Source organism: Halanaeroarchaeum sp. HSR-CO (assembly GCF_024972755.1).
Taxonomy (GTDB): domain Archaea; phylum Halobacteriota; class Halobacteria; order Halobacteriales; family Halobacteriaceae; genus Halanaeroarchaeum.
Genome location: NZ_CP087724.1, coordinates 1,065,947 through 1,087,344 on the forward strand (window position 1 = coordinate 1,065,947; position 21,398 = coordinate 1,087,344).

The following is a 21,398-nucleotide window of genomic DNA, read 5'->3' on the forward strand; positions in this document are numbered from 1 at the left end:
CCACGGTTTATCACGGATGCCCGGACCACCCCGTGGCATGCGGTGATCTCGGCCGGATCACGTCCCGCGGGTGTGCGACACGCCGTGATTCGGTAGCGACGTGTCGCCTGTTAGCCCTCACACCGACGCGCCCGGCGTGTACTCGCCGAACTCGTCGCGGAGGACGCCCGCTATCTCGCCCACGGACGCGTACGCCTTGACGGCATCCACGATGTACGGCATCAGGTTCTCCTCGCCACGGGCCGCGTCCCGGAGCGCCTCGAGCGTTGTGTCCACAGCCTCCTCGTCTCGGTCGGCTCTCCTGGCCGCTAGCTGGTCGACCTTTCGTTGCTCGTCGTCCTCGTCGACCTCCTGGAGGTCGACCGCTTTGTCCTCCTCGTCGACCTCGAACTCGTTGACGCCGACGATGATCCGCTCGCCGCTCTCTATCTCCTGCTGGCGTTCGTAGGCGACGTCCTGGATCTGACGCTGGACCCACTGGTTCTCGATCGACGGGAGCATCCCCCCGCGATCGTCGATCTCCTCGAGTAACGACCGTGCCTCGGCCTCGATGTCGTCTGTCAGCGATTCGACGTAGTAACTGCCGGCGAGCGGGTCGATGGTGTCCGCCGCGCCCGATTCGTGTGCCAGGATCTGCTGGGTCCGCAGTGCGGTCCTGACACTTCCCTCGCTCGGGAGCGAGAGCGCCTCGTCGTAGCTGTTCGTGTGGAGACTCTGGGTGCCGCCGAGGACCGCGGCCAGCGCCTGGTAGCCCACCCGGACGACGTTGTTCTGTATCTGCTGGGCGGTGAGCGTCGACCCCGCGGTCTGGGTGTGGAACTTGAGCTGTTTCGATTTCGGATCGTTCGCATCGAAGCGCTCGTCCATGATGGACGCCCAGAGCCGTCGGGCCGCCCGGAACTTCGCGACCTCCTCGAGGATATTGTTGTGGGCGTTGAAGAAAAAGGAGAGCTGTGGCGCGAACTCGTCGACGTCGAGACCCGCCTCGAGGGCCGCCTGGACGTACTCGATGCCGTTCCCGAGCGTGAACGCCACTTCCTGGGCCGCCGTCGACCCGGCCTCGCGGATGTGGTAGCCCGAGATGGAGATCGTGTTGAACTTCGGCGTCTCCTCGGCGCAGAACTCGAAGATGTCCGTGATGATTCGCATCGACGGCTCGGGCGGATAGATGTAGGTGTTGCGCGCGACGTACTCCTTGAGGATGTCGTTCTGGATGGTCCCGCGCAACTCTTCGCGGGGGACGCCTTGCTGATCGCCGACGGCGATGTACATCGCGAGGAGAATACTCGCGGGGGCGTTGATGGTCATGCTCGTGGAGACGTCGTCCAGCGGAATCCCGTCGAAGACCGTCTCCATGTCCGCGAGCGTGTCGATGGCGACCCCCTGTTTCCCGACCTCCCCAGCGGCCATTGGGTCGTCGGAGTCGTAGCCCATCTGCGTCGGGAGGTCGAAGGCCATCGAGAGACCGGTCTGCCCCTGCTCGAGGAGGTACTGGTATCGCTCGTTGGTCTCCGCCGGAGTGCCAAAGCCCGCGTACTGGCGCATAGTCCAGAGCTGTCCGCGATACATCGTGGAGTAGACGCCACGGGTGTACGGTTCCTGTGCGGGGAAGCCCAGATCCGCCTGGTAGTCGAGGTCCGATACGTCGGCGGGCGTGTAGAGGCGCTTCACCTCGTTGCCCCCGGTATCGGTGGTGAACGTCTCCTGGCGCTCCCCGAAGCGCTCCATGGTCGGTGCGACCGTCTCCGACTCCCAGTCCGCCTTGGCCTCGCGGATCGCCTCGAGGTCGTCCTCGTCGAACATTGTCAGTACCTGCGGCCAGCGAACCTATAATGGTTGACCTCCCACGCCGGTATCGAAGCTACGAGTCCTCGCCCGGGGCGTGGTCGCTCCGGTCGAAGGAGACCCGCGAGCGGATTTGCCGACCGATCCGCGATAGGGACGTCGAGCAGGCGTCACACTCGCTACAGCCGACCGACGAACAGCTGATCTGATCGCCACACCGCGGACAGCCGAGTCCCGAGGCGGTCTCGAACTCGTAGCCACACGTCGGACAGTCGACTTTCATAGTAACACCAGGGCGAGCAGGCCCCCGACGGTGAACGCGACGACCCACGACCCGATCCACATGAGTACTCCACTCTTCAGGTCGCGCTCCTTGACGATCATCATCATCGAGAGGATGCAGGGGACGAACAGCGTGACGACCACGAGGCCGACGAAGACCTGTGGCGCCGACAGTGCCATGTCCGTCATCCCCGCAGCGGCGAAGTCCCGCCGGATGAGCCCCAGGATGAGCACCTGTCCGAACGAGGCTGGCAGGCCGACGATACCGACCAGCGGTTCGAGCCAGCGCTCGATGGTTGCGAGCGACCCCGTGTAATCGAGTGCGGAAACGGCGATCGCCGTTGCCGCGAACAGTGGGCCGGCCTCCCGGAGGAACATCTTCGTACGCGTCCAGGTCTTCGAGAGGACGCTATTCGTGCTCGGCCGGCGGAGTCGTGGTAGTTCCGTGAGCAGCCCCTGTCCAGTCCCCGGGAGGACGCTATCGAGGACTTTCCCGGCGAGACCGAAGACGAGGAGGATGACGCCGAGGTAGGCAAGCCACCAGCCCATTCCGAGCCCCGCGAGGAGGCCGAGGATGACGCCGAGCTGCGCGGAACAGGGAATCGAGAGGCCAAGGAGTGCCGTGGCGATGGTTCGCTGCCGTTTCGTCCCCATCATCCGCGTCGAGATGACCGCCATGGTCACACAGCCGACACCGACGATCATGGGGATGATCGCCCGACCGTTCAACCCGATGCGCGACATGCCCCGATCCGTGAGGACGGCGAGGCGGGGAAGGATCCCGGAATCCTCGAGGACGGCCAACGCCAGGTAGAACGACACGACGAGCGGTAAGAGAACGCCGAGGATGTACTGGACCGTCACGGTGAGCAGGCCCAGGTTGTCGTTGATCAGGACGAATTGCACCGGTTCCCAGAGCCCCGTGCCGGGGACGATGTCCCCGACCACGGTCGTCACGAAGGGGACGTAATACTCCCCGAACAGTTCGACCTCGATGACGTCGACGAGACGCTGTGCCACCAGGTCGCCGATGAGGAAGTAGATCAGGCCCATGATGGCGATGGCGATGGGCGTCCCGGTCAGGGGATTCAACAGGAGGTCGTCGAATCTGTCACCCAGTGATTTCTCCCCGGGCCGTTCGTAGAGTGATTCGTCGACGATGTCGCCGATTCGGGAACGGCGATGGGAGTATATCGTATCGCGAAGGTCGTTGGGCACCAGGGCCGTCGTACCACCGTCGGCGACGACCTCGTTCTCCCGGCCGAGTACCCGTTCAGCGGTGGCTTCGTCACCCTCGACGAGGAGGGTCTTCTCCAGGCGGGTCGCGGGGAGGTCCGCGGGGAGTTCCTCGAACCAGGCATCGATGGCCGTCTCGTCGGGGGCCGTCGCCTCGGGAATGCGTGACTCGACGTCTTCGATGCCGGTGCCCTCGGTCGCTACGGTGGGAACGACGGGGACGCCGAGTTGGGCTTCGAGGGTCTCTGGGTCGACCTCGATACCGTCCGCGCGCGCCTCGTCCATCATGTTCAGCGCCACGACGGTCGGGATACCCATGTCCAGTAACTGGAGGGTCAAGAAGAGGTCGCGGTCCAGATGGGTCGCGTCGACGACGTTGACGACCGCGTCGAGGTCGAAGAGGATGTCCCGAGTCACTCGTTCCTCCTCGTTGAACGAGGAGATGCCGTAGACGCCGGGGGTGTCGGTCAGCGCGAACCCGTCGGCGTCGGCTAACGTCGTCTCGACCGTCGTTCCGGGGTAATTGGAGACATCGACGGTCTCGTTCCCGAGTGCGTTGAAGATCACACTCTTCCCCACGTTGGGGGCGCCCACGAGACCGACGAGGGGCCCGTCTTCGGGTACCTGTTCGGTAGTCTCGTGGTCCATAGTCATCGATCCGGTACCGTTATCGCGACGTCCCTGGCGATGGGTGCGCCGACGGCGAGGTCGGTTCCGCGACGCGAGATGATCACGGGGCCGGCGTCGAGATGCTGTCGACATTCGACCTCACCATCCAGGAACCCCATCCGATGCAACTGTGCGCGCACCTCCGTGTCCTCGACGGCGTCGATGCGAAACGCCTCGCCCTGCTCGACATCGTGTAATGTCGTTTTCATTTTGGCGCACCTAATTTAGTCCTACCTAACAATAGGACGAGGGCTGCTTATAAGAGAAACGCCAGTTCCACGAACCTGAAAACGCGGGCGTCGGGCACAACTATCTTGGTGCGGGACTCGTAGGTACGGCCGTTCGGATCCGCGATGCGGACCGAGTGACGCCATGAGCCACGAGCGCGAAAAACAGTACACGGAGAGCGTGGAGATGTATCTCAAGGAGATCTACCTGCTCGCACGGGACGGCGAGCCGGCGACGACGGGCGACATCGCCGACGCCCTCGGTGTCTCCCCGCCGAGCGTGACCGACCGTCTCGGCCACCTCGAGGACCGGAACCTCGTCGAGCACGAGAAGCGACGGGGCACCACGCTCACCCCCGAAGGGGAGGAGGCCGCACGACGTATCCTTCGCAAACACTGTCGAATCGAACGGTTCCTCGTCGAACAACTGGACGTGACCGAGGGGTTCCACGACGAGGCCTGTCGACTGGAACACGCGATGAGCGACGACATCGCTCGTCGGCTGGACTCGTTCGTCGATCTCCCGCCGGAGTGTCCCGACTGCTACGATCACGAGGCCCAGCACTGCTCGCGTCTCTTCGAGGACTAGCGACCGGTATCGTACTTGTACGTCGCCGACTCCGGGTCGATACCGAAGTCCTCCGGTGACTCCTCGGAGTCGTCGTCCTCGAACCGATGTCGAAGGCGCCGCGGAACCGAGAATTCTTCGGCCGTTACCCTGAGGGGAACGGCATCGGGGTCGGCCACTTTGCGGACCGCGTCGAGTCGATCGCGCTGTGGACCCGGCAACGAGTCCTCGCTCACGGTCTCGAAGCCGAACTTTTCCAGGTACCCGACCAGCGAGGTGAACGCGTAAACCGTATCGAAGCCCCGCTCGTTAGCGATCTCGACCAGTCGTTGGAGGATATGCGCGCCCACGCCCCGATCCTGCCACGCATCCAGGACGCCGATGGCCGTCACCTCGCAGAACTCGGGATCGGTCGAGTGGACGCGGAAACGCCCGAAACCGACCTTCCGGCCCGCATCCTCGTCCAGCGCGATGACGTAGTCTCGGGAGCGAAACGCGGGGTCGTCGATACCGAACTCCTCGAGTCGGTCGAGTAACCACACCTCCTCTCGTTTTTTCGCTTCCCGGACGTACATACGAGACCGAAGGATGGGGGGACTGAAAAGCGTTCCCGCGTCAGATCGCCGAAATATCTTTGGCGGTTCGTGTCAAGTGTTACCATTATGGATTCGTTCGCCGACGTGGACGAGGTGGTCCACGAACCCGATCGGTCGTTCGTGGAGTCGACGAACGTCTGGTCGTTCATGCAGGCCCAGGGCATCGAGGACTACGACGACCTCGTCTCGAAAGCCAGCGAGGATATCGAGTGGTTCTGGGACGAGGTCGTCCAGTACCTCGGGCTGGAGTTCTACGACGACTACGACGCCGTCCGTGTGGACGCGGAGGGTCCCCAGTTCACCGACTGGTACGTGGGCGGGACCCTGAACGTCGCGCACAACGTGGTGGATCGCCACGCTCACGTCGACGCGGGAACGCGAAATCACGTCGCGACCATCTGGGAGGGGGAACCCGGGGAGGTTCGCGAGATGACCTATCACGACCTCCACGAGGCGGCGAACCGCGTCGCGAACGCCCTGGAGCATCGGGGCGTGGGTCGCGGCGACACCGTCGCGCTCTACATGCCGATGGTTCCCGAGGTCGTCTCCATCCTGTACGGCATCTTCTCGGTGGGCGCTATCGCCGTCCCCATCTTCTCCGGGTTCGGCACCGACGCGGTGGCGACCCGACTCGACGAGTCGGGTGCCGACGTCCTGTTCACCGCCGACGGGTTCTACCGCCGGGGCTCGGAGGTCCCCCTCAAACGTACCGCCGACGCCGCGGTCGAAGGGGTGGGCGGTCTGGAACACGTGATCGTCTACGATCGCCTGGGGAGCAACGACGCGACCGGGAAATACGCCATCCCGTGGGACTGGGACCGGGACGAGTGGTGGGAGAACGCTATCGGTGGCGCCGACGGCGACCACGAGACGGCGGTCATGGACGCGAGCGACCCGGCAATGCTGCTCTACTCCTCGGGGACGACCGGCCGTCCGAAGGGGATCGTCCACACGCACGCGGGGTCGCTGGTCCAACCGGCCAAGGAGATATACTTCGGGTTCGATCACAAACCGTTCGATCGGTTCTTCTGGGTGTCGGACATCGGCTGGATGATGGGGCCGTGGTCGCTCATCGGCAATCACGCCTTCGGCGGCACGGTCCTCATGTACGAGGGGGCGCCGGATCATCCAGCGCCAGACCGCTTCTGGGAGCTCATCGACGATCACGGCGTGACCACCTTCGGCATCTCACCTACGGCCATCCGGGCCCTTCGAAAGGAGGGCGACGAGTGGCTCGAGGGTCACGACCTCTCCTCGATTCGAATTCTGGGTTCGACTGGCGAACCGTGGGATCCCGAATCCTGGCGCTGGTTCTACGACGAGGTGGGCGGTGGCTCGGCGCCCATCATCAACATCACCGGTGGGACGGAGATACTCGGCTGTTTTCTCATGCCGTCGCCGGTCCAGTCGCTCAAGCCGACGACCGTCGGCAGCCCCGGCCTCGGGATGGACGTGGACATCGTCGACGAACACGGCGAGAGCATCGCGGGCGAACACGAACAGGGCTATCTGGTCGCCCGCGACTCGTGTCCATCGATGACTCGCTCGCTCTGGGAAGGGGACGAGCGGTATCTCGACGCGTACTGGTCCCGGTGGGACGACCTGTGGAATCACGGGGACTGGGCACAGATCGACGAGGACGGGTACTGGTTCTTGCTCGGCAGAGCGGACGACGCGATCACCGTCGCCGGGCGGAAGGTCGGTCCGGCGGAGGTCGAGGGCGCCCTCATCGACCACGAGGCTGTCAACCAGGCCGCAGTCGTCGGCGTGCCAGACGAGACGACCGGCGAAGCGGCCGTCGCGTACGTCATCCTCGAACCGGAGGTCGACCCGAGCGATCACCTCGAGTCGGCGCTGGCCGAGCACGTCGGTGCGAAACTCGGGAAGCCGTTCCGCCCCCGGGAGATCCACTTCGTCGAGGCGTTTCCAAAGACCCAGAGCGGGAAGATCGTTCGCCGGATCATCGCCAGCGCCTACACGGGCGAGGCGATCGGCGACACCAGCAGCATCGAGAATCCGGAGGCGATCGACCGGCTCCGGGACGTGTGACCGCTGTCAGGCCTCGGCGACTGCTGTTTTTCTATGCGCTGCGGTTTTTCCCGCGACCCAGATAAGTCCGGCCCCGATCATCCCGACGGCACCGGCGACCCAGAAGACTGGCGTGTACGTGCCGACGGCGTCGAATGCGAGGCCGGCCGCGGCGGGGGCTGTGAGACCGCCGATGGCGAACGAAACCGACGCAAGGCCGAAAACTGTGCCCAGATTCTCGCCGCCGAACAGTTCGGCGACCAGTGGGGACAACAGGGCACCGGCGCCGCCGTACCCGATGCCGAAGATGACCGTCAGCGCGAAGAAGGGGAGACGACCGGTGACCAGGGTCATCGCCGGAACTGCCACGGCCACCAGGGCGCCCGAGGCGACGAACGTGTGCACCCGTCCCAACCGATCGGACGCCGACCCGACGCCGACCCGGGCCAGGCTGGTGGTGACGCCGACGAGACTGATGGCCGCGACGCCCGTGCCGGCCGGGAGGGCCGTCTCCGAGACGAACCGGACGACGTGGTTCATGTAGATGTACAGCGGCGTCCAGACGAACAGCCAGCCGACCAGGACGGCAACGAACGGACGGGATGCGGCGACGTCGCCGACGGCGTGTAGCTGTTCGCGGAGGGGTGTCCGCGTCGGTTCTGGTGGGGGCCCGTAGGGGAACTCGGCCTCGGTGTCGGCCCCGACGGCTTGCGGACTGTCGGCGATGAGTGATGTCGCGACGAGCAATATCACCCCGGCCCCGAGTCCGAGCACCCGGTACGCGCCACGCCAGCCGACCAGTTCGACGAGCCAGGCGGCCAGGGGCGGGATGAGAAGCAGCCCGATACCGAGGCCCGAACTGGCGATACCAGTCGCGAGACCACGGTGACGACCGAACCAGCGCGGGACCGCCGTGTAGGCGACGACGTACAGCAGGCTCATCCCGAGTCCGGCCACGACCCCGTACCATGTCAGGAGGACGATAAAGGTTCCTGCGAGGCTCGCGCCGCCCAGCCCCGCGACGACGAGCCCGCTCGCGAGGAATGCGGATCGTCGGGCGCCGATGGTGTCGACGACCGTCCCGCCCGGAACGGAACCGCCGTAGATCATGAACGTCTGGACGCCGAACATGAGCGAGACCATCCCGGTCCCCACCGGGAACGCCTCCAGGAGCGGGTCGAAGAAGACGGCGATGGAATAAGAGAGACCGAAGAGGACGGTCGCGGCCGCGAATCCCGCGACTGCCACGATCCAACCGTAGTACACGTCCAGCGTCGAGAGCCGATGTCGCAACACCATCTGCAGTTTTCCGAGAGTGCTGAAAATCCCTTCGTACCGGTCACTCGCTCGCGGGCGGGGCGTCTGGCGTGTCGAGGACCCGCTCTTCTGGCCCCTTCTCAGCACCGACGACGACCGTTCCTTCCTGTCCGTCCTCGGGCAGCAGTATCGTCGCGCCGACCACCAGCGGGGCGAGCACACCGCCGATCAGCGTGGACGGGTCGGTCAACGAGCCGCGAATCGCGACGACGTCGTCGGGGGAGAGGTCCGCTGCCGCGTTCCGGGCCGCACGCAGGGCGACCGTCTGGGTCCACCCGTCGACGAGTGTGGCGTCGCCATCGACGTCCGTCGGCGGGAAGAAGGGATTCTCGCTCCAGATCTCGCGTTCGAAAAAGGCCCACGACGGGTCGGTCGGCTTCGCCCCGTAGCCGATCCGTTTGCAGCCACCGGCGACGTCGTAGCCGTCGAGTTCGTCGGTCGGCCCGAAGAGGACGGTGTCTTCGACGTCGGTCTCGGGGTCGAATCGAATACGGCCACCGAGGAGTGCCGTCCCGAGGACGCCGAATATCGCCTCGGGCGCAAGGTCGTCGAGGAGTGAGACGGTCGCCTGCTGGCCCACGCCGTTGTACCGAAGGTAGTTCCCGGTCTTGTACGCGGTGGCCCTGAACCGATGGTACTCGTACGTTCGTCTCCCGTTCCGTAACGCGGGTTCCTCGTCGGGGTGGGGGAGGTCGAGCAGGTCGCCGACGGTGTCCATGCTCGTCCGTCCGTCGTCCAGCGAAAAACCGCTTGCTATCTCGTCGTCGTTCGAGAGACTACAGGCTGTTGCGGATCCGCTCGAAGAACCCGTCCTCGACCTCGACGGATTCCCCGCCGGCCTCCGCGAATTGTTCCAGCGCCGCTCGCTGTTCCTCGTTGAGTGACTCCGGGGTCACGACCTGGACGTCGACGTAGAGGTCGCCGTAGCCGTGGCCGCGGAGTCGCGGCATACCCTTGCCACGGAGGCGGAACGTCTCGCCACTCTGTGTGCCCTCGGGGACTTCGAACTGGGCCCCGCCATCGAGGGTGGGGACCTGGATGGTATCGCCGAAGACCGCCTGTGGGAACGAGATGGGCTGATCGAGGCGAAGGTCGTTGCCATCACGCTCGAAGTCCGGGTGATCGTCGACCTCGACCTCGATGAGGAGGTCACCGTTCGGCGCACGCGGGTCGCCCGGTGCGCCCTCGCCTTCCATCCGGAGGGTCTGGCCACTCCGGATGCCGGCAGGGACGTCGACCGAAAGCGTCGCCTCTCTGCGGACGGTACCCTGGCCGCGACACGTCGAGCAGGTCTCCTCGTAGAGTTCGCCCTCGCCGCCACAGCGCCGACAGGTTCCGGTCTGTTGCATCTTGCCGAACGGCGTCTGCTTGACCTGTCGGACCTGGCCACGACCGTTACATTCGGGACAGGTTCGGGGTTCCGCGCCGGGGGGATGGCCGCTGCCGTCACAGTCCTCACACCGCTCGGGACGTCGGATCGTGACCTGTTTGGTGACGCCCTCGTAGGCCTCCTCGAGGTCGATGGAGAGGCCGGTACGGAGATCCTGGCCCTTGGAGGGGCGTGAGCCGCCACGTCCGCCACCACCGAAGAACTGGTCGAAGATGTCGCCGAACCCGCCCATGCCGCCACCGGCGCTACCGCCGAAGGGATTGCCCCTGGCTCCGCCGCGGTCGGTGGCGCCCTGTTTGTCGGCCTCGACGAACCGTTCGTGCCCGAGCTGGTCGTACATCTGACGCTTCTCGTCGTCGGTGAGGACGTCCTTGGCCTTCTGGATCTTCTTGAACGTCTCCTCGGCGTCGGGGTCGTCGCTGACGTCCGGGTGGTGCTTGGCCGCTTTCTTCCGGAAGGCGCGTTTGATCTCGTCCTCGTCCGCGTCCCGGCTTACGCCGAGTACGTCGTAGAAGTCCTCGGGCATCAGTGATGTGTGGTTTCGATTCGGTTACTCGTCTTCGTCGTCGGTTCCCGTCTGCCCGGCCGACGATGGCTCCTCGTCTACGTCCTCGAAGTCGGCGTCGACGTACTCCTCGCCTGCCTCGCCGCCGGCCGCACCGGGGCCGGCACCGGGACCTGCACCGGCGGCTCCTGGTCCAGCGCCCGCGGCACCCGGGCCGGCTCCGGCCGCGCCGGCCTGCTGGGCCGCCTGCTGCTGGTAGGCCTGTTTGCCGATCTCCTGGAGTTTCTCGGAGAGTTCGCTGGTCGCCTCCTGGATGGTCTCGAGGTCGGCGTCCTCGTCTTCGAGTACCTCGCGGACGGTCTCGATCTCGACTTCGATGTCCTCGCGCAGGTCGTCGTCGACCATTTCTTCGTTCTCCTCGAGGAGTCGTTCGGCGCGTTGGATGGCGCCCTCGGCCTCGTTGCGCGCCTCGATGCGCTCGCGGCGCTTCTCGTCTTCCTCGGCGTGTTCTTCGGCTTCGGCTTTCATCTCCTCGATCTCCTCGTCGTCGAGGCCGACGCCACCCTCGATGGTGATGTCCTCGCTGTTGCCGGAGCCCTGGTCCTCGGCTTCGACGTTCACGATACCGTCGGCGTCGATGTTGAACGAGACCTCGATCTGTGGAGTGCCCGCCGGGGCAGGCGGGATGCCCGTGAGCATGAATGCCCCGAGCAGTTCGTTCTCCTCGGCGATTTCGCGCTCACCCTGGAAGACGCGGATCTGTACGGAGGTCTGGTTGTCGGCGGCGGTGGTGAAGACTTTCGACTCCTCGGTCGGGATCGTCGTGTTCTTCTCGATGAGCCGTTCGAAGAGGCCGCCTTTGACCTCGAGGCCGAGCGAGAGCGGCGTGACGTCGAGGAGGACGATGTCGTCGACGTCGCCCGCCAGGACGCCGCCCTGGATGGCCGCGCCCAGCGCGACCGCCTCGTCGGGGTTGACGTTCTTCTTCGGTTCCTGGCCCGTCAGGTCCTCGACCTTCTCCTGGACCTGTGGCATCCGGGTGGACCCGCCGACGAGGATGACCTCGTCGATATCGCTCTTCGAGAGGTCGGCGTCGGCCAGGGCCTGCTCGGTCGGGTCGACGGTGCGATCGATGAGGTCCGCCGTGAGCGATTCGAATTTCGCGCGCGTGAGATCCGTCTCGAGGTGGACCGGGCCGTCGTCGGTTGCCGTGATGAACGGTAGGTTGATCGTCGTCTCCTTGCGACTCGAGAGTTCGATCTTCGCCTCCTCCGCGGCGTCCTTGAGCCGCTGGAGCGCCTGTCGATCCTCCCGGAGGTCGATACCGTGATCGTCCTCGAAGTCCTCGGCCAGCCAATCCACGATGGCGTCGTCCCAGTCGTCCCCACCGAGGTCGTTGTCCCCGTTGGTCGCGACGACTTCGTAGACGCCACCACCGAGGTCGAGGATGGAGACGTCGAAGGTTCCGCCTCCGAGGTCGTAGACGAGGACGGTCTGTTCGGTCTCGTCGTCGAGCCCGTAGGCCATACTGGCCGCCGTCGGCTCGTTGACGATGCGTTCGACATCGAGGCCGGCGATCTCGCCCGCGTCCTTGGTCGCCTGGCGCTGCTTATCGTTGAAGTATGCAGGGACGGTGATCACCGCCTTCTCGACGTCCTGGCCCAGGTACTCCTCGGCGTCCCGCTTAATCTTCTGGAGGATCATCGCGGAGACCTGTTCCGGCGTGTACTCCTCGCCGTTCATCGTCACGGAGTAGTCCTCGCCCATGTGTCGCTTGATCGACTGGACGGTCTCCTCCGGGTTCTGGACGGCCTGGTTTTTGGCCGCCTTCCCGACGAGTTGTTCACCTTCGTCGAACGCGACGACAGACGGGGTCGTCCGGTCGCCTTCACTGTTGACGATGATCTCCGGGTCTCCTCCCTCCATCACCGCGAACGCGCTATTCGTAGTCCCGAGGTCGATTCCGAGAATCTTCTCACTCGCCATCTTGAGCGTTTGTTATCGGCTTGTAGCCTTTAAGCCTTGCTAGTGAGACCGGCACCCACGATTTACCGACCCGACGCTTGCTTGCGATTCCATTCAACTCGGTCGTTCACCGCCACAGCATATATTACGACCGCAATTTCATCGGGGAACGATCACGGTGCGACGGCTTTTCGACCTGGTGCCCACGGTGACGGCGATGTGACTGTGCCGGTATCCGTCAGGACAACGGGCCGCCGGAGCTCCCGCCAGTGCGGCGTCGGGGCCGCTATTCGGCGTCTGTCGTCGCTTCGTCGTCGGTGCCGTCCGCCGTATCCGCGATCTCTTCTTTCTCGACGTCTTCTGAGTCCGCTTCCTGCTCGGCCGCGTCCGTGTCGTCTTCCGGCCCGTCGCTGACCGTCACCTGGGCGGTTCGCAGGACCGTCTCGCCCATCTCGTACCCCGTTCTGAAGACGCTCGCCACGGTATCTTCGGGTTCGTCACTCTCGACGCGCATCATGACCTCGTGTCGTCTCGGATCGACTGCGGTACCGGGTTCCGGGTCGATCTGTACGACGTCCTCGGCGTCGAGGACTCTATCGAACTCGTTTCGCGTCACCCGGACCCCCTCTTTGAGGGATTCGAGGTCGTCGGACTCGTCTTCGATCGCACGGGTGAGGTTATCCCGTACCTCGAGGAACCGTTCGATGACGTCCCCTTTGGCCTGTTGCTCGAGGTCCGCCTGGCGCTCTTTGGTCCGTTTCTTGTAGTTCTGGAAGTCCGCTTGCGTCCGCTGGAGTCGCTCGGTGAGCGTCGCTATCTCCGAATCTTTCTCCTCGACGGTCGTTTCGAGTTCCTCGATGCGATCCTGGAGGTCTGCGACGGCCGCTCCGAGTTCCTCGTCGTGTGCCGTGACCGCCCCCACCAGGTCGAGCGATTGCTCGGTTTCGGCGTGCTCGTCGGCCGCTGTCATGGGTCCAGAAAACCGACGAAGCGGTATAAGCGTATAGAACTCGCTCCGACTGTGGTGGCAGGACCGTGGTCCAACGTCGGTGGGGCAAGTCCGTCGTCAGTGAATCGGTGGCAGCTCAGACTGCTGGCCCGACGGTGACAGAATCGGTACGGACGGCGATGGTGTGGCCCTGGTAGTCGAAGATGACCCTCGCGTCGTTGTCTGTCTGGAGCAATGAATTCAGTGCGTCGGTATCGATAAACTCGTGCAGCGGTGGAAGTTCGTCGTACGCTTCGTCTCGGGCGACACAGAGCGCTTCGACGATAGCGTGAACCGGTGTCGTCTGGGAAATATCATACTGTACTGTCATGTCCTCCGTTCCCACCGAGACGTCCGTGTGGTGTGGGCCCGTCGCGATGCAATCTGACTCTGCCATTATCTCGTACTCCACGTTACTATTTTTATAGCTAACGTTTCACTCCGGGGATACGGCGACGAAGTTGCCGATTTTGGCATCCAGATGGCCCGAGGAAGGCGTTTAGCTATCCACGGGATTCGTACCAGTCCGGGTCCTATTGAATGACTGCGCGGCATCGAAGCGACCTTCTCTGCCGGATATCTCCTCGGTTCCTGGCAGAGGGGGGAGACACAGGCGACCGCTCGTCGATCAGCCCTCGAAATGGGGCTGTTCGAGCATCGTCCAGCGATGGCAACGAATCGGTATCGACGGCGTATCGGATCAGATAGTGAGTGGCTGTCCGCGCTCGTATCGCGCGGTGATCGTCGTTCCGCAGATGGGGCAGTCGTACATCTGTCGTTCGTGTTCGGTGTGAACGATCCAATCGCCGTCGACGTCGCTCTCGTGGCTGCAGTCGCGGCAGATCAGTGTCGCTTTCTCGGGCGGGTCGGTCTCGGCGGGCTGGGCGTCTATCATTTCAACGGTATACGACGTTCGCGGGGATAACCCTGTTCGTCGCGGTAGATACGGGGTTTTCAGACGCTGTGAGTCTGTGTATTGCTGGTTCAGGGTCGCGACGAGCGAACCGACGGCGATGTATCTATGCGACAGTGTGGTTCGAAAGAAATGCACCGGCCCTTCACCGAATGGTGATGGGCGACGTCGACTTAGTTGCGAACGATGTTCGTCGCGCGCGGGCCCTTGGGGGCGTCTTCGATGTCGAAATCGATGTTCTGTCCTTCTTCGAGGTCCGCTCCGCCAACGTCCTCCATGTGGAAGAATACGTCTTCGTCCGCGTCCTCAGTCGTGATGAAACCGTAACCGCCAGTGTCGTGGAAGAAATCCACAGTACCGTTTGCCATTACAATATATCACAGGGCCGATACAGGGATAACCCTTCCGAGGGTCGTGGTACCACGACGGCCTGCCGGGAAACTGATACTGCCACACAGCCTGACCGGCTCAGGAGTCCGGCGGTTCGATCTCCACGTCGAGGGAGAAATTCCTGACGTCGTCCCACAGGACGTCGTAAGTGACGGTGTACTCTCGAGTCCTGTGCGCCTCGAGTGCGACGTCACGAACCCGGACGATCGTGTCGTCCTCGAGTTTGCCGGTGAAATAGAGTGTCCCCTCTTGCGGATCGTTTCCGACGTTGGAGACCATCGCCCACGCTTCCAGGTAACGTTCGTCGTTCTCGCCGAAGTTGTAGTCCGCCACGCGGAGCGTGAATCTGTCTTCCTCGCGCCCGAGACACCCGGCGACAGCAGTGGTCCCGAGCCCCGCCGCCCCGATCAGGAACGTCCGACGGTTCATGTGTACCTCCACCGAGTACCTCCGCAAGAACCTTCCGAGTCGCTAAAATTCCCGTCGTCTTCCCTTGGGGACCATCGACTGGAAGGTACCGTACGTAAAGAGGCCGACTCCGATGGGTTCCAGACCACCGGCAATCTCGTGGGCGGCGATGAGGTATCCCCAGTCGCCGTCCCACTCAAGGTCCTGATCCTCGCCGGCGACGAACCGGTCCGCTTGCCGTTCGTCGAGTTCGATCACGTTCTTCGTCGCCGTTCGACCGAACCGCTGGACGGCGTCGGTCGTCGGCTTCCAGAACTCTTGGCGGGTGCGGAGGATGGGTAATCCGAGTGCTTCTATCTGGACCGGCCCGACCAGGTCGTGGTGGAGGGCCCACACCCTGCCGGCCCCTTTCTCCCAGAACGTAAAGTCAGCGAAGGTCTCCCTGTCGATGTCGAATCGTTCCCTCCACCACTCGAGAACGGCGGTTCTGGTCGGTCTGCCCGGGACGGATCGGACCTCCTCGGTCGCGGGGAGTCGTTCGAATCGGTCGCTTCGGTTCTGGGACCCCTGGTTTCTGCCACTGCCGTCCGCGACGAGTCGCCGGCGTGGTCCGTTCATCTCGTCACCTCCAGTTTCGCGACGTAGAACCCGCCGGTGTCGTTCTGGTGGGGGTAAAACCGCTTGGTCGCCGCGAGGGCATCTGCGTAGGTGTCACTTTGCCATTCGGTGAGCCCGGGGGTGTGCTCGAGTGGCACCTCGAACGGGACGACCGTCGCGTCGCCCCCCGCCAGGACGGCGTCGACCACGGCTTCGTTCTCCTCGGGGGCGAAGGTGCACGTCGAGTAGACGACCGTCCCGCCCGACTTCGTCTTCGCGACCGCGTGGGCGAGGATATCGCGCTGGACGTTCGCGATGTTCGTGCTACTCGCCGGTCCGGCGCCATCGAGTGCGTCCGGGCTCTTTCTGACGGTCCCTTCGCAGGTGCAGGGTGCGTCGACGAGGGCGCGGTCGACGCGGTCGATGCCGAACGGGTCGAACGTCTGGAACCTGGCGTCCTCGTTGGTGACGGCCATCGAGGTGACGCCGAGTCGGTCCGCGTTCCCACGCAGCGCAGAGAGGCGATCGAGGTTGTCGTCGTTCGCGATGACGAGTCCGGTGTCGTCCATCAACGCCGCAAGCTGGGTTGCCTTGCTCCCGGGGGCAGCGGCAGCGGCCCAGACGACCTCGCCGGGTCGTGGGTCGAGAACCATCGGTGGGATGGCCGACACCTCCTCCTGGCCGTGGATCCAGCCGTGGACGTACGGCCACGTGTTGCCTGGTTTGGCGGTATCGACTGCCAGAACCGTTGGCTCCCACGAGCGCTGTGTGGCTGTGACGCCCGCTGCTTCGAGGGCCGCGATGACTCGCTCCGGGGTGGCCTTGATCGTGTTCACCCGGACCGTGGCGGGAAGCGGTCGGAGACACGCCTCGCGAAACGCATCGTAGTCGTCGACGATCGATTCGTACCGGTCCAGCGCGTCCATCGGATGTACAGTGCCGGGGTACGTGTTTGTCCGTTTCGACTGTGGCCGCCGGAACAGCACAATCCCTACACTTATCCTGCACTGCGACGCGGGATAGCACATGACGGCATTCTCCGAACGGGTGGAAGCGATATCGATCAGCGGTATCCGGGAGGTCTTCGAGGCCGCCGGCGAGGACGCCATCAATCTCGGCATTGGCCAGCCGGATTTCCCCACGCCGGAACACGCGCGCCAGGCGGCCATCGACGCCATCGAGGCAGGCGATGCCGACGGCTACACGTCGAATTTCGGAACCCAGTCGCTCCGCGAAGCGATCGCGGACAAACACGCTCGGGACGACGACCTGGACCTGGCCCCGAACCAGATCATCGCTACCGCTGGGGGGAGCGAAGCACTTCATCTGGCGCTCGAAGCACACGTCGATCAGGGCGAAGAAGTCCTCATCCCAGACCCCGGGTTCGTCTCCTACGATGCGCTGACCAAACTCGCCGGTGGGACCCCGGTCCCGCTCCCGCTTCGTGACGACCTCACACTCGACCCGGCGACCGTGGAGGCAGCCATCACCGAGGACACGGCTGCATTCGTGGTCAACAGCCCGGCGAACCCCACCGGCGCCGTTCAATCGGTCGCCGACATGCGCGAGTTCGCCCGCATCGCCGACGAACACGACGTCCTCCTGATCTCGGATGAGGTCTACGAGCGGATCGTCTTCGAAGGCGAACATCGCTCACCGATGGAGTTCGCGGAGTCGGACAACGTCGTGATCGTCAACGCCGCATCGAAGGCGTACTCGATGACAGGCTGGCGCCTGGGCTGGGTCGCTGGGAGCGAGCGACGTATCGAGCGCATGTTGCGGGTCCATCAGTACGTGCAGGCCTGTGCGAGCGCGCCCGCCCAGTACGCAGCGGAAGCGGCACTTTCGGGCCCGCAGGACCGTGTCGAGGAGATGGTGGCTGCCTTCGAGGAGCGGCGGGACGTCCTGCTCGATGGTCTCACCGACATGGGGCTGGACGTCCCGACGCCCAGGGGCGCATTCTACGCGATGCCCGCAGTCCCGGAGGGATGGGTCGATGCCGTCATCGAACGGGACGTCGTGGTCGTCCCGGGTCGCGCCTTCGGTGAACACGGGGAAGGGTACGCTCGAATCTCCTACGCGGCGAGTCTCGACGAGATAGAGACGGCGCTCGAGGCGATGCGGTCGGCGACCCGCGCAGTGCAGTGACTCAGGAATAGTTGTCGACGAAACCCACGAAACACGGTATAGACCTGGACGGGAGACGTTTTCCCCATCCCGCGCGGCCGTCGATGGCTTTACCCGGAATCGCACCGGGACTTCGACGACGACTCGGACGACACCCAGCGAATGATTCGTCGAGTGTCGCGGACGTCGACGGTGTGTCGACGTTCCTTCGCCGTCCTCGCTGTACCGGTCTTTCACCGGCCTTGCCATCGGTGGTTCCCGAAATTCGCTTACGCGTATTCCGGTACTTTGCCTTGATCCCGAACCACCATGGTGGTCCGGCAGTGGGATGGCGCGGTTCTCCTTCGGAGCTGTTTCCTTGGAACCGTGTTACCGGTGCTTCGGTTATCGCCCCTACCTCGGAACGTCTCGTCCGGCGATAGCCAGACGATCTGGACCGTTGGCGTCCAGTGTGTCTCCGCGCCTCGCGGCAAGTATATGATATGCCGCCACAGGATGTAAGCCTATCTAAATGTAGCTGACACAACAAGTCTGGAAAAATCGCCCGCGTCGACTGGGCCAATCGCCGCCGTTATCTCGCGGTACTGACGATCTTGATCACGTCGCCCTCTTCGAGTTCGTAGCTGTCTCCTACCTCGCGGTTGGCTCGTGCGTCGACCGCGTGGAGATATCCCTCTCCGATATCGGTATGGACGGCGTAGGCCAGGTCGCGCGGGGTGGCGCCACTGGGGAGCAAGAACGCGTCGGGGAGGACGTTCTCCTGGCCGTCGGTCCAGTGGGTCGCGTCCTGGACCGGGTAGACGGTGACCCTGTCGAGCAGGTCGTAGACGGCATAATCGAGGGCGGCCTGGACGCCGGTCCCACCCCACCGATCCATGGTCTCTCCCAACGCGGCCAGGACGGTCCGCTGCTGCTCGGAGACGGCGTCCGTCATCTCGAACGTCTCGTCGCCGGGGTCGTAGGAGACCGCGTCGTGTTCGGCCCCGCGCCTGAGGGCGAGTTCACCCTGGGCAGTGGCCGGGATGACCGGTTTGTCCAGTTCCAGCAGCCGATCGACGTTCTCCGCCGGCGCGACGTCTATCTTGTTCGCGACCACCACGATCGGTTTCGTGCGGGCGCGTATCTCCGTCGCCAGCGCCTCCCGGTGCTCGTCGTCCCACGCCATCGGGGTCTCCGGGTACTCGAGGTCCCGAAGACTCGCGGCGACGTCGTACTCAGTCGCCCCGAATCCGGTCAGCAGGTCGGTCAGTGCGTCGTCGATGTCGAAGCCCGGGGAGCGCGACTGTCGTTCGATCTTCTCCCAGTTCCGGTCGACGATGCCGGCGAGCCACATGTCCATCTCGGACTCGATGAAGTCGATGTCCTCGACCGGGTCGTGCGAGCCGATCTCGACGGGTTCGCCCTCCGCGTCGGTCCCTCCGGAGGCGTCGACGACGTTCAATATCGCGTCAGCGTTGGTCAACTCGTCGAGGAACTGATTCCCGAGACCGCGGCCCTCGTGGGCACCTGGAACCAGGCCTGCGACGTCGAGCAGTTCGATCGGTACGTAGCGTTTTCCCCCGTGACAGTTCTCGTTCCCGCATCGCTGGTCGAGATCCAGACAGGGACACCTGGTACGGACGTGACTGATCCCACGGTTGGCGTCGATGGTGGTAAACGGGTAGTTCGCCACGTCTACCTCTGCCATCGTCGCTGCGGTATAGAACGTCGACTTGCCGGCGTTCGGCTTCCCGGCAAGTGCGAGCGAAATCATGTACCGAGGTACCGGGGACCGGGGAAACTACCTTTCGGTTCCGCGCCGGTCACCGGGGGATGTCATCCGAAAGAGAGGGATAGATCGGAAGGCCCCACAACTGATGGCCGGCGGTACGAGGGGTCGCGCCCGCCCAGGCATCGATCCCTCGCGTTCGTCCGCCGGCGCAGTTGGGTCAATGCTCGGCCATACCAAGAACGTTCCACCGATTCCCAGCACCTTGGAAGCGGTGATGGGGCGTCACTCCGGTCGTCGCTGGGCTTGCCGGCCGAGTCGCATTGCCCCGCGCGCCCGAATCGTCCCGTCGACGTTCGCGTCCTGGTGGATCGTGATGTCCTCGCCGACCACGTCGCCCAGGATCAGGGCCTCGTCTTCGACGGTGACGTCCCCGCCACGCGAGGTGACGTCGCCGTGGACCTTGGTGCCCGATCCCACGACGATGTCGTCGCGAGCCCGGAGACTGCCGAACAGATTGGTCCCCTCGCCCACCTCGATGTCGTGTGCACGGATGTTCCCGTGCAGCCGACAGTCGTCACCGATGGTCGCGGGTGCGGACACCTGCCACGTCTCGTCGCTGACTCGCGACCCGCGGGGGATCTGCAGCGGTACCGCATCGGGTTCGTGGGCCAACTCCTCGACGAGCTCCTCGGCTTCCTCTTCCTCGCCGATGCGCAGGAGGTGTGTGAGATAGACCACGAAGAAGGTGATCGTCGGCATCGGATTGCGAATGACGATCCAGCCACTCGCCTCGAAGCCCTCATCTATCTGGACGTCGTCGCCGATGTCCAGGTCGCCGCCGACGACGAGACGGCCGTCCACGTGGACGCGCTCGCCGAGATACGCGTCGGCACCGACCAGCGCGTTGCCGTCGACCGAACACCACATGTCCAGCCGGCAATCACCTTCTATCTCGATGTCGCCGCCGAAGTGGACGCGCTCACCGGCGATGAGGTCCTGTCCGCGAACCCCGAACTCGACGGTACTCTGCCCACCGACGAGGACGTCCCCATCGGTGACGAGGTCGTGTTCCTCCACCGTCGTCCCGTCCGGGATGGCGAGTCGGTCGATCGGATCGCGTCCAAACACATCTCCTGCGAACACCCACAACAGTATAAACTCCCCGAGACCGGCAGACGGGCGTCCGACGCGGGGCTTATATCGACTGACCGAATAGCCGGAGACGATGACCGCACTCTCATTCGACGAGCACGGCGTCGACGTCGTGTACGAGGGGACGGAGTTCCGCATGGAGCGCGCCCTCATCGAGGAGGCGACCGAGAAGGAGTACACCGACGTGACCGATCACGAAGTGCTCAAACTCGTCGAACCGAACCCCTCGCTCGCCGGGGAACCGCGGCGTATCGCGGACATCCTCGCGTGAGGTCTGGACGGCAGCTTCGTCGGGACCGCTCCGGGTAGGGCGGCACCCGAATACCGCTGGCATACAGTTTTACCACTCGAACGGTATGGTCGACGTATGAGCGAACTCACCGTAACGTTCGACCATCCGATCTGGCAGACCATCGTCGGCCTCGTCGTGGGATACGGGATCCTCCTCGCCATCGTCTTCCTCGCGTTCTTCATCGTCCCCTACCTGTTGTTCCTCTGACCGCGGTTCGGGACGGACGTTCTATCGGTTCGAGAATCCACAGAT

At 64.3% G+C, this 21,398-nt stretch carries 23 protein-coding genes; 5 read left to right on the forward strand and 18 right to left on the reverse strand.

Translation table 11 applies throughout. The features are described from left to right. Nucleotides 1-117 precede the first annotated feature (117 nt). From HSRCO_RS05480 to HSRCO_RS05495, 4 genes are read right to left on the reverse strand one after another with little or no spacing between them, the layout of a single operon-like run. A complete protein-coding gene (locus HSRCO_RS05480; protein ID WP_259519426.1) occupies nucleotides 118-1,803 on the reverse strand; it encodes a methylmalonyl-CoA mutase in 1,686 nt (561 codons plus the stop codon). A 58-nt stretch (nucleotides 1,804-1,861) separates the two neighbouring features. Beyond that, complete coding sequence (locus tag HSRCO_RS05485; protein WP_259519427.1) at nucleotides 1,862-2,068, reverse strand: hypothetical protein; 207 nt, start codon at nucleotides 2,066-2,068, stop codon at nucleotides 1,862-1,864. Beyond that, on the reverse strand, nucleotides 2,065-3,951 hold the full coding sequence (gene feoB / locus HSRCO_RS05490; RefSeq protein WP_259519428.1) for a ferrous iron transport protein B: 1,887 nt from the start codon (nucleotides 3,949-3,951) through the stop codon (nucleotides 2,065-2,067). Before feoB ends, HSRCO_RS05485 begins: the two co-directional genes overlap by 4 nt. Before the next feature lie 2 nt (nucleotides 3,952-3,953). Beyond that, nucleotides 3,954-4,181 (reverse strand): FeoA family protein, encoded by a 228-nt coding sequence (locus tag HSRCO_RS05495; protein ID WP_259519429.1) that lies wholly within the window; start codon nucleotides 4,179-4,181, stop codon nucleotides 3,954-3,956. Between the two features lie 163 nt (nucleotides 4,182-4,344). Here HSRCO_RS05495 and HSRCO_RS05500 point away from each other — a divergent pair, with 163 nt between their 5' ends. Next, nucleotides 4,345-4,788, forward strand: a complete 444-nt coding sequence (locus tag HSRCO_RS05500) for a metal-dependent transcriptional regulator (protein ID WP_259519430.1) — start codon at nucleotides 4,345-4,347, stop codon at nucleotides 4,786-4,788. On the opposite strand, the gene HSRCO_RS05505 is transcribed toward HSRCO_RS05500, so the two are convergent. Further along, nucleotides 4,785-5,342 (reverse strand): GNAT family N-acetyltransferase, encoded by a 558-nt coding sequence (locus tag HSRCO_RS05505; protein ID WP_259519431.1) that lies wholly within the window; start codon nucleotides 5,340-5,342, stop codon nucleotides 4,785-4,787. The two genes, HSRCO_RS05500 and HSRCO_RS05505, sit on opposite strands and share 4 nt — an antisense overlap. A gap of 87 nt (nucleotides 5,343-5,429) precedes the next feature. Here HSRCO_RS05505 and HSRCO_RS05510 point away from each other — a divergent pair, with 87 nt between their 5' ends. Beyond that, nucleotides 5,430-7,412, forward strand: coding sequence for an AMP-binding protein (locus HSRCO_RS05510; protein ID WP_259519432.1), 1,983 nt, complete (start codon nucleotides 5,430-5,432; stop codon nucleotides 7,410-7,412). A 6-nt stretch (nucleotides 7,413-7,418) separates the two neighbouring features. Here HSRCO_RS05510 and HSRCO_RS05515 read toward each other — a convergent pair whose 3' ends face one another. From HSRCO_RS05515 to HSRCO_RS05565, 11 genes are all read right to left on the reverse strand, one after another. After that, nucleotides 7,419-8,690: an MFS transporter gene (locus tag HSRCO_RS05515; protein WP_259519433.1), complete on the reverse strand. Its 1,272-nt coding sequence runs from the start codon at nucleotides 8,688-8,690 to the stop codon at nucleotides 7,419-7,421. 40 nt (nucleotides 8,691-8,730) lie between these two features. Further along, on the reverse strand, nucleotides 8,731-9,426 hold the full coding sequence (locus tag HSRCO_RS05520; protein WP_259519434.1) for a hypothetical protein: 696 nt from the start codon (nucleotides 9,424-9,426) through the stop codon (nucleotides 8,731-8,733). Between the two features lie 58 nt (nucleotides 9,427-9,484). Then, entirely contained in the window at nucleotides 9,485-10,624 is a 1,140-nt protein-coding gene (gene dnaJ, locus HSRCO_RS05525; protein ID WP_259519435.1) for a molecular chaperone DnaJ, read from the reverse strand. Between the two features lie 24 nt (nucleotides 10,625-10,648). Continuing rightward, complete coding sequence (gene dnaK / locus HSRCO_RS05530; RefSeq protein ID WP_259519436.1) at nucleotides 10,649-12,589, reverse strand: molecular chaperone DnaK; 1,941 nt, start codon at nucleotides 12,587-12,589, stop codon at nucleotides 10,649-10,651. A 265-nt stretch (nucleotides 12,590-12,854) separates the two neighbouring features. Further along, entirely contained in the window at nucleotides 12,855-13,538 is a 684-nt protein-coding gene (locus tag HSRCO_RS05535; RefSeq protein ID WP_259519437.1) for a nucleotide exchange factor GrpE, read from the reverse strand. Between the two features lie 115 nt (nucleotides 13,539-13,653). Next, nucleotides 13,654-13,953 carry a HalOD1 output domain-containing protein gene (locus tag HSRCO_RS05540; RefSeq protein ID WP_259519438.1) on the reverse strand — a complete coding sequence of 100 codons (300 nt, stop codon included), beginning with the start codon at nucleotides 13,951-13,953 and terminating at the stop codon, nucleotides 13,654-13,656. 303 nt (nucleotides 13,954-14,256) lie between these two features. Further along, nucleotides 14,257-14,451 (reverse strand): hypothetical protein, encoded by a 195-nt coding sequence (locus HSRCO_RS05545; protein WP_259519439.1) that lies wholly within the window; start codon nucleotides 14,449-14,451, stop codon nucleotides 14,257-14,259. A gap of 191 nt (nucleotides 14,452-14,642) precedes the next feature. Continuing rightward, nucleotides 14,643-14,837, reverse strand: a complete 195-nt coding sequence (locus tag HSRCO_RS05550; protein WP_259519440.1) for a cold-shock protein — start codon at nucleotides 14,835-14,837, stop codon at nucleotides 14,643-14,645. 100 nt (nucleotides 14,838-14,937) lie between these two features. Then, nucleotides 14,938-15,288, reverse strand: coding sequence for a twin-arginine translocation signal domain-containing protein (locus HSRCO_RS05555; protein ID WP_259519441.1), 351 nt, complete (start codon nucleotides 15,286-15,288; stop codon nucleotides 14,938-14,940). Nucleotides 15,289-15,330: 42 nt separating this feature from the next. Next, nucleotides 15,331-15,885: a hypothetical protein gene (locus HSRCO_RS05560; protein WP_259519442.1), complete on the reverse strand. Its 555-nt coding sequence runs from the start codon at nucleotides 15,883-15,885 to the stop codon at nucleotides 15,331-15,333. Continuing rightward, nucleotides 15,882-16,790 (reverse strand): RsmB/NOP family class I SAM-dependent RNA methyltransferase, encoded by a 909-nt coding sequence (locus HSRCO_RS05565; RefSeq protein ID WP_259519443.1) that lies wholly within the window; start codon nucleotides 16,788-16,790, stop codon nucleotides 15,882-15,884. The genes HSRCO_RS05560 and HSRCO_RS05565 overlap by 4 nt, the downstream gene beginning before the upstream one ends. Nucleotides 16,791-16,890: 100 nt before the next feature. Here HSRCO_RS05565 and HSRCO_RS05570 point away from each other — a divergent pair, with 100 nt between their 5' ends. Then, complete coding sequence (locus tag HSRCO_RS05570; protein ID WP_259519444.1) at nucleotides 16,891-18,012, forward strand: pyridoxal phosphate-dependent aminotransferase; 1,122 nt, start codon at nucleotides 16,891-16,893, stop codon at nucleotides 18,010-18,012. A gap of 550 nt (nucleotides 18,013-18,562) precedes the next feature. Here HSRCO_RS05570 and HSRCO_RS05575 read toward each other — a convergent pair. Both HSRCO_RS05575 and HSRCO_RS05580 read right to left on the reverse strand, forming a co-directional pair. Continuing rightward, the gene (locus tag HSRCO_RS05575; protein ID WP_259519445.1) at nucleotides 18,563-19,744 is read right to left on the reverse strand and encodes a redox-regulated ATPase YchF; all 1,182 of its coding nucleotides are present in this window, start codon (nucleotides 19,742-19,744) and stop codon (nucleotides 18,563-18,565) included. Between the two features lie 240 nt (nucleotides 19,745-19,984). Then, nucleotides 19,985-20,830 (reverse strand): polymer-forming cytoskeletal protein, encoded by an 846-nt coding sequence (locus tag HSRCO_RS05580; protein WP_259519446.1) that lies wholly within the window; start codon nucleotides 20,828-20,830, stop codon nucleotides 19,985-19,987. A 97-nt stretch (nucleotides 20,831-20,927) separates the two neighbouring features. Between HSRCO_RS05580 and HSRCO_RS05585 the strand changes: the two genes are divergently transcribed. Next, nucleotides 20,928-21,125: a DUF5800 family protein gene (locus tag HSRCO_RS05585; RefSeq protein ID WP_259519447.1), complete on the forward strand. Its 198-nt coding sequence runs from the start codon at nucleotides 20,928-20,930 to the stop codon at nucleotides 21,123-21,125. 96 nt (nucleotides 21,126-21,221) lie between these two features. After that, nucleotides 21,222-21,353, forward strand: a complete 132-nt coding sequence (locus HSRCO_RS05590; RefSeq protein ID WP_259519448.1) for a hypothetical protein — start codon at nucleotides 21,222-21,224, stop codon at nucleotides 21,351-21,353. Nucleotides 21,354-21,398: the final 45 nt, after the last annotated feature.

Bases quoted from the DNA above. Each gene is read 5' to 3' on its own strand.
- HSRCO_RS05515 (WP_259519433.1), bottom strand. From the start codon at position 8,690: ATGGTGTTGCGACATCGGCTCTCGACGCTGGACGTGTACTACGGTTGG.
- feoB (WP_259519428.1), bottom strand. From the start codon at position 3,951: ATGGACCACGAGACTACCGAACAGGTACCCGAAGACGGGCCCCTCGTC.
- HSRCO_RS05585 (WP_259519447.1), top strand. From the start codon at position 20,928: ATGACCGCACTCTCATTCGACGAGCACGGCGTCGACGTCGTGTACGAG.
- HSRCO_RS05535 (WP_259519437.1), bottom strand. From the start codon at position 13,538: ATGACAGCGGCCGACGAGCACGCCGAAACCGAGCAATCGCTCGACCTG.
- HSRCO_RS05510 (WP_259519432.1), top strand. From the start codon at position 5,430: ATGGATTCGTTCGCCGACGTGGACGAGGTGGTCCACGAACCCGATCGG.
- HSRCO_RS05550 (WP_259519440.1), bottom strand. From the start codon at position 14,837: ATGGCAAACGGTACTGTGGATTTCTTCCACGACACTGGCGGTTACGGT.
- dnaJ (WP_259519435.1), bottom strand. From the start codon at position 10,624: ATGCCCGAGGACTTCTACGACGTACTCGGCGTAAGCCGGGACGCGGAC.
- HSRCO_RS05565 (WP_259519443.1), bottom strand. From the start codon at position 16,790: ATGGACGCGCTGGACCGGTACGAATCGATCGTCGACGACTACGATGCG.
- HSRCO_RS05500 (WP_259519430.1), top strand. From the start codon at position 4,345: ATGAGCCACGAGCGCGAAAAACAGTACACGGAGAGCGTGGAGATGTAT.
- HSRCO_RS05590 (WP_259519448.1), top strand. From the start codon at position 21,222: ATGAGCGAACTCACCGTAACGTTCGACCATCCGATCTGGCAGACCATC.
- HSRCO_RS05570 (WP_259519444.1), top strand. From the start codon at position 16,891: ATGACGGCATTCTCCGAACGGGTGGAAGCGATATCGATCAGCGGTATC.
- HSRCO_RS05555 (WP_259519441.1), bottom strand. From the start codon at position 15,288: ATGAACCGTCGGACGTTCCTGATCGGGGCGGCGGGGCTCGGGACCACT.
- HSRCO_RS05575 (WP_259519445.1), bottom strand. From the start codon at position 19,744: ATGATTTCGCTCGCACTTGCCGGGAAGCCGAACGCCGGCAAGTCGACG.
- HSRCO_RS05560 (WP_259519442.1), bottom strand. From the start codon at position 15,885: ATGAACGGACCACGCCGGCGACTCGTCGCGGACGGCAGTGGCAGAAAC.
- HSRCO_RS05495 (WP_259519429.1), bottom strand. From the start codon at position 4,181: ATGAAAACGACATTACACGATGTCGAGCAGGGCGAGGCGTTTCGCATC.
- dnaK (WP_259519436.1), bottom strand. From the start codon at position 12,589: ATGGCGAGTGAGAAGATTCTCGGAATCGACCTCGGGACTACGAATAGC.
- HSRCO_RS05540 (WP_259519438.1), bottom strand. From the start codon at position 13,953: ATGGCAGAGTCAGATTGCATCGCGACGGGCCCACACCACACGGACGTC.
- HSRCO_RS05480 (WP_259519426.1), bottom strand. From the start codon at position 1,803: ATGTTCGACGAGGACGACCTCGAGGCGATCCGCGAGGCCAAGGCGGAC.
- HSRCO_RS05505 (WP_259519431.1), bottom strand. From the start codon at position 5,342: ATGTACGTCCGGGAAGCGAAAAAACGAGAGGAGGTGTGGTTACTCGAC.
- HSRCO_RS05520 (WP_259519434.1), bottom strand. From the start codon at position 9,426: ATGGACACCGTCGGCGACCTGCTCGACCTCCCCCACCCCGACGAGGAA.
- HSRCO_RS05485 (WP_259519427.1), bottom strand. From the start codon at position 2,068: ATGAAAGTCGACTGTCCGACGTGTGGCTACGAGTTCGAGACCGCCTCG.
- HSRCO_RS05545 (WP_259519439.1), bottom strand. From the start codon at position 14,451: ATGATAGACGCCCAGCCCGCCGAGACCGACCCGCCCGAGAAAGCGACA.